Genomic DNA, 5,441 nt, shown 5'->3' with positions numbered 1-5,441 from the left:
CTTACGTGGACCCGCAAACCGGCCGGCAGCTTGGCTTACGCAAAAAACAAAATGAATTTTTTCAATGGGTGACATCACTTCATCGCTCTCTTTTTTTACACGAAGCGGGAAGGATCTTTGTAGGGCTTACATCATTTTTTTTATTACTGATCGCATTGTCGGGTACGATACTCGTCATAAAACGGCAACGCGGTGTCCGGCGGTTTTTCACCAAAGTGGTAAAAGATAATTTTGCGCAATATGCACACGTAACACTCGGCCGCCTGATGCTGATCCCGATCCTCATCATTGCGCTCAGCGGTACCATCCTTTCGCTGAAAACACTCGGTATCATCAAAGAAAAAAAAATCAGCCATAAAATTGATTTCGATGCGATCCGTTCCGGACCTGAGATACAGCCGGCAAAATTTGAAGTTTTTAAACATATAAAACTCTCACAGGTAAAATCGGTAGAATTCCCCTTCTCCGAAGACCCGGAAGATTATTACACCCTTAAGTTAGACGACAGGGAGATAGTCGTCAACCAGCTTACGGGAGACATCCTCAGCGAACAATTTTTTCCTGACACAAAATGGCTTACCTCCCTGAGCATGAACCTTCATACAGGCAGGGCAAGTGCAGTGTGGGCAGTCATCCTGGCCATAGCGGCCATCAACATCGTGTTCTTTATCTGGTCGGGTTTCAGGATCACGATGAAGCGGCGTGCGAACAGGGTCAGCAATAAATACAAAGCCGGCAAAAGTAATTACATCATTCTTGTTGGCTCCGAAAATGGCAGTACATTCCGTTATGCAAAAGCATTGCACGAGCAACTTTTGAAAAACGGGAAAACATCTTTTCTCACGGAACTCAATAACTATACGGTTTTTCCGGAGGCGGAACACATCATCGTCATTACCGCAACTTATGGGCTTGGCAACCCGCCAACCAATGCAAAAAAATTCCTGCAGGTGCTGCAGTTGCATCAGCAAACAAAGCCCGTTCATTTTTCGGTGGTCGGTTTTGGCTCACGTGCCTATCCTGATTTTTGCAAATTCGCCTTTGAAGTAAATAATGAATTAAGCAGGCAGCAATGGGCTGTTCCGTTGCTGGAGATCCATACCGTCAACGACCGGTCGCCGGTAGAATTTGGTGCATGGGCCGATATCTGGTCGCAGAAAGCTGCTGTGCCTTTGCAATTTTCGCAGGAAGAGTTCAGGATAAATGCCGGTGAATTGAAGACCTTCCTGGTATCCGGGCAGCAAAGTATGTTGCCGGAAGAACCGGCTTTTTTGTTGCAGTTGCAGGCAAAGCAACGGACGAAATTTACCTCCGGCGATCTGCTGGCAATTTATCCGGCCGGTGATCACCGCGAGCGGTTATATTCTATCGGTAAAGTAAAAGGCAAAATACAGCTTAGTGTAAGGCTTCATGAAAACGGGCTGGGATCTACTTACCTGTATTCACTCGATCCCGCGGCAACTTTGAAAGCGAGGATCGTCAACAACGATCATTTTCATTTCCCGGCTAAAGCACCTGCGGTCATCATGATATCCAACGGAACGGGCATCGCCCCGTTTTTGGGAATGATCGATGAAAATGTTTCTAAAAAAGATTGCAGATTGTACTGTGGTTTTCGCGGGGCGGCTTCCTATAAATTGTATGAGCAGCAGCTTTCGGAGAACATGGCCAACGGGCAATTAAGCCGCTTGCAGGTGGCCTATTCAAGGGAAGCAGAAAAGAAACATGTGATCGACCTGGTTCAGCAGGATGCGGATGAAATTGCCGGTGCATTGCGCAGCAAAGCTGTGATCATGATCTGTGGTTCGCTTTCCATGCAGAACGATGTGATCGCACTGCTGGAAAATATCTGCCTTGAAAAAAATCATCAGGCCGTCAGTTACTATCAATCCAACGGGCAGATACTCATGGACTGTTATTAATTTTTTACGCTGATGCTGCCGATCCTGGCAGTCAGTTCATCCAGGTTCATCGGCTTGTTGACATATCCATCCGCGCCGCAGCGTTTTTCTGCATCCACAATTTCTACATCGGAAGAAACCAGCAGCACGGGGATACTTTTGAGATCGGAATGTGACTTTATTTCACGGCACAATTCTTCCCCGTTTACGCCATTCATATGCAGATCGAGCAGGATACAATCCGGTGGCCTGTTGGCGAGGATACTATAAATGCCATCACCATTGGGGCAAATGGATACATCGAACCCGTATTCGGAAAGCCTTGATTTCATCAGCGACAGCAGGTCCATATCGTCATCGACCAGCAATACTTTTATAGGTGAGGTATGAGTTGCAACCATTGGTGGAGTAGTTTTCTTTTACGAATCAATTTTAAAGCCAAATATTTATAAGAGGTTAGAGATTAGGGTTTAGTGTTTAAAACGATGGGTGCCTAATCCTCATACTTTAATCTTCAAACCCTAATCTCTATTGTATATAAAACGGCACATTCGCCGTGGCGACCTTATTCTTTCCATTGGTGATGTATACAAAAAGCCTGTAGGCGCCTGTTTTTTGGGGTGTTTTCAGGATCGTTTTTTTGCCTTCTTTTACAACAGCCCCCGGTATGGCTTTTGGTCGCGATTCCCAATCGCCACCGTTTTTGAGATCGGTACTTTCGGGCAATAATTCCCAGCGCAGCGTCAGTGGTAATTTATTCGGGTCCGAAGAAGGCGCTGAAACAGGAAAATTTTTACCCGGTTTCAGATAAATAAAATCCGTCGCTTGTTTTCCATTGATCGTTATCCCGTCAATATGGGGCGCACGCAGCTTCGGCCATTCCCCGTTCCACAGATATTGCATCACATCTATCACTTCCGATTCTTCACCGGCTTCTGTAAAAAGCCCGTACCAGGTGGGGGTACGTTCCTGCTTTTGCCCCCAGAGAAATACATAGGAACCGAGGCAATTTTTATCTTTCTGGATGGAGGCCTCGTAACGGCTTTTGTATACCGCGGCTTTTTCGCTGCTGGTTTCTTCTATTGAAGCGTTCCAGGGGGTTTGCACACTTTCCCAATGGCCGGTAGGGCCCCATTCTGTTACGATATACGCTTTTTTCCAGTTGGTTTGTTTGATCTCTTCCGGCACTTTTGCCAGTCCCCCGTACACCTGCACTGCCAGCAGATCAAGATCTGTGCAGCGGTCAATCACTTCGGGCATCACTTGTGGGTTTACCCCAGCCAGCATGGTAGCCACGGGGTGGTTGGGGTCTTCCTCATGGATCATTTTTGAAATATCATTGACAGCATCCCACACTTTCACATTTTTGTATTCGAGGTTAAGCTCATTGCCGATACCCCACATCAGCAGGGCTGGATGATTGCGGTATTTGCGCACTTCCTTGCGCAGGCCTTCCAGCTGGCGGCGTACGGCAGCAGTATCGTCGTAGTTAAATCCATGGCGTTCTGCCGTTACAGATAATCCCATAGTTACCGTCAGTCCGAGTTTGGCTGCTTTGTCCAGCACTTCTTTTCCTTTTTCGGAGCCCCAGGTACGCACTGAGTTGCCGCCATATTTTGCCAATCGTTCAATATAACTGGTGCCACCGGCACCTTTGATGAAATAGGGCTTGCCATTGCGCAGCAGCGAATAACCATCCGCGGTTTTCTGTATCTCCACTTTTACAGCCTGGGCATGGGCGAAAATACAAATCATTGAAAGGCTGAACGTGGCCAACCATTTTGAAATAGAGCGTGACAGCATCGGTTAGTTTTGAGATTAATGTGGTTATAAAGATAAGGATTGGCCACACAGATTGTGAGTAAGAGTTGGGGCAGGATTTTACTTTATTTTAAAAAATTTTTCCGGGCAGAAATAATTCAAAATCAATTTATTAATTCAACTCAACAAGATACTTTTTATATTAACACTAAATATTTATTGTTTATCAATAAATATTTATCTATATTTGCATTATATTTAAAAATCACGATAATGAAAACAACAAACAAAGGGATTTTAATATTCCTGCACATTATTGCCTGGATAATATTTATCGGTGTATCTATTAATGCCGGTGCAGTGATCGTATCCTTCGTCGCGGGCCTTGTAGGTGGCATGGAAGCGGCCAAGCGCATGTACCTGCAGCTTGATTTTTCTTCGTTATACTATTTCAGCAAATCGCATTACATCAGCCTGATGTCGGTGATGGTGATCGTTACAATCCTGAAGGCAACCATCTTTTACCTTGTGATCAGGATCTTTATGAAGATCAACCTTGTTCAGCCCTTCAGTATTGAAGTATCGAAGCTTATTTCGGGAATAGCATGGCTGGCATTGGGCACCGGGCTCTTTACTGTCTGTGGCAATCATTTCTGCGACTGGCTGCAGGGGGCACAGGGGGTTTCGCTTCCTGATCTGCGGGAATTCCTGGGCGGGGGTGAAGAATTTTTGTTGCTGGGCGGCGCAATCTTTATGATTGCACAGGTTTTTAAAAGAGGGATCGAAATCCAATCAGAAAATGAATTAACCGTATAAGATATGCCGATTATAGTAAACCTCGATGTTATGATGGCTAAGCGAAAGATATCGCTGAATGAGCTTTCGGAAAAAGTGGACCTTACGCTGGCGAACCTCTCGATACTGAAAACCGGGAAGGCAAAAGCGGTCCGGTTCAGTACGCTGGAAGCTATTTGTAAAGCGCTAGATTGCCAGCCCGGCGATCTGTTGGAGTACAAGAAGGAGATATGATCACGGATTTAAAATTGATTAGGCGATTGCACGGATTTTTTCTGCTTTGCAGAAAAAAGCAAATGCAGTTTACAATTTCAAGCTATTATCAGTTCATTACTTTTTATAAAAAATCCTGTCTGCATTTTGCGCCAGCAAAACAATCTGTGCAATCGCCTAATCAATTTTAAATCCGTGATCCCGCTTCTCCGCTTTTCTCTTTTATTTGTAATTGTTTTACTACAGATCTTCCTGAAAACCAGGTATTGAGGTATTTTCCCATCGTAGTTCTACGATACTTTTCACTTTTAGCCGTAATAACCGTGGATGCAAAAACGAGCAGTATTGCTCTTGTGCAGCCGCTAAATTCGCCGCATCTTTGTGTCAGAAGTTGATTGATATTAAAACATCAATCATATCCAAAGATCCTGATAAACCACATCCAAGAATTTTCCAATATCCAATTAAAAAGACCGTAAAATTCAATATCAGTCGACTTCTACTTTTTTTTATTTTTTATCCAATATCGTTCGAAAGAACCCAACCAACCAAATCCAGCTTATGCTGCTAACCACAGCGATGATAGCGAAAAACCAGTAGTGTCCCCCACAAGACAAAAAATTTTGAAAGGTCTGTACGAAAGTGCGGACCTTTTTTGTATCGCTGATTTTAAGATGATTACGCGGATTTCGCAGATTGTTTTGCTGCGCAAAACGGAAATGCAGGGGGTAAGAAATTTTACTATAAAATATATGGCATGTCTCACGGACT

The 5,441-nt window shown here is 44.5% G+C and carries 5 protein-coding genes; 3 read left to right on the top strand and 2 right to left on the bottom strand.

Annotated elements, in window-relative coordinates; translation table 11 throughout:
- Positions 1–1,922, top strand: a 1,922-nt coding sequence (locus tag EGI32_RS10615) for a PepSY domain-containing protein (RefSeq protein ID WP_255155371.1), incomplete at its 5' end; no start/stop codon positions are given.
- Here the strand turns inward: EGI32_RS10615 and EGI32_RS10610 are convergent.
- Positions 1,919–2,302, bottom strand: a complete 384-nt coding sequence (locus EGI32_RS10610) for a PleD family two-component system response regulator (RefSeq protein WP_255155370.1) — start codon at positions 2,300–2,302, stop codon at positions 1,919–1,921. The genes EGI32_RS10615 and EGI32_RS10610 overlap by 4 nt on opposite strands.
- A 127-nt stretch (positions 2,303–2,429) precedes the next feature.
- The gene (locus EGI32_RS10605; RefSeq protein WP_255155369.1) at positions 2,430–3,704 is read right to left on the bottom strand and encodes a glycoside hydrolase family 2 TIM barrel-domain containing protein; all 1,275 of its coding nucleotides are present in this window, start codon (positions 3,702–3,704) and stop codon (positions 2,430–2,432) included.
- Positions 3,705–3,935: 231 nt separating this feature from the next.
- On the opposite strand from EGI32_RS10605, the gene EGI32_RS10600 reads away from it, so the two are divergent.
- On the top strand, positions 3,936–4,478 hold the full coding sequence (locus tag EGI32_RS10600; protein ID WP_255155368.1) for a DUF2975 domain-containing protein: 543 nt from the start codon (positions 3,936–3,938) through the stop codon (positions 4,476–4,478).
- A 3-nt stretch (positions 4,479–4,481) separates the two neighbouring features.
- Entirely contained in the window at positions 4,482–4,691 is a 210-nt protein-coding gene (locus EGI32_RS10595) for a helix-turn-helix transcriptional regulator (RefSeq protein ID WP_255155367.1), read from the top strand.
- The last annotated feature ends 750 nt before the right edge of the window (positions 4,692–5,441 follow it).

The organism is Ferruginibacter sp. HRS2-29 (assembly GCF_024343615.1).
GTDB lineage: Bacteria > Bacteroidota > Bacteroidia > Chitinophagales > Chitinophagaceae > Ferruginibacter.
This window is presented reverse-complemented; position numbering and strand designations above follow the sequence as displayed.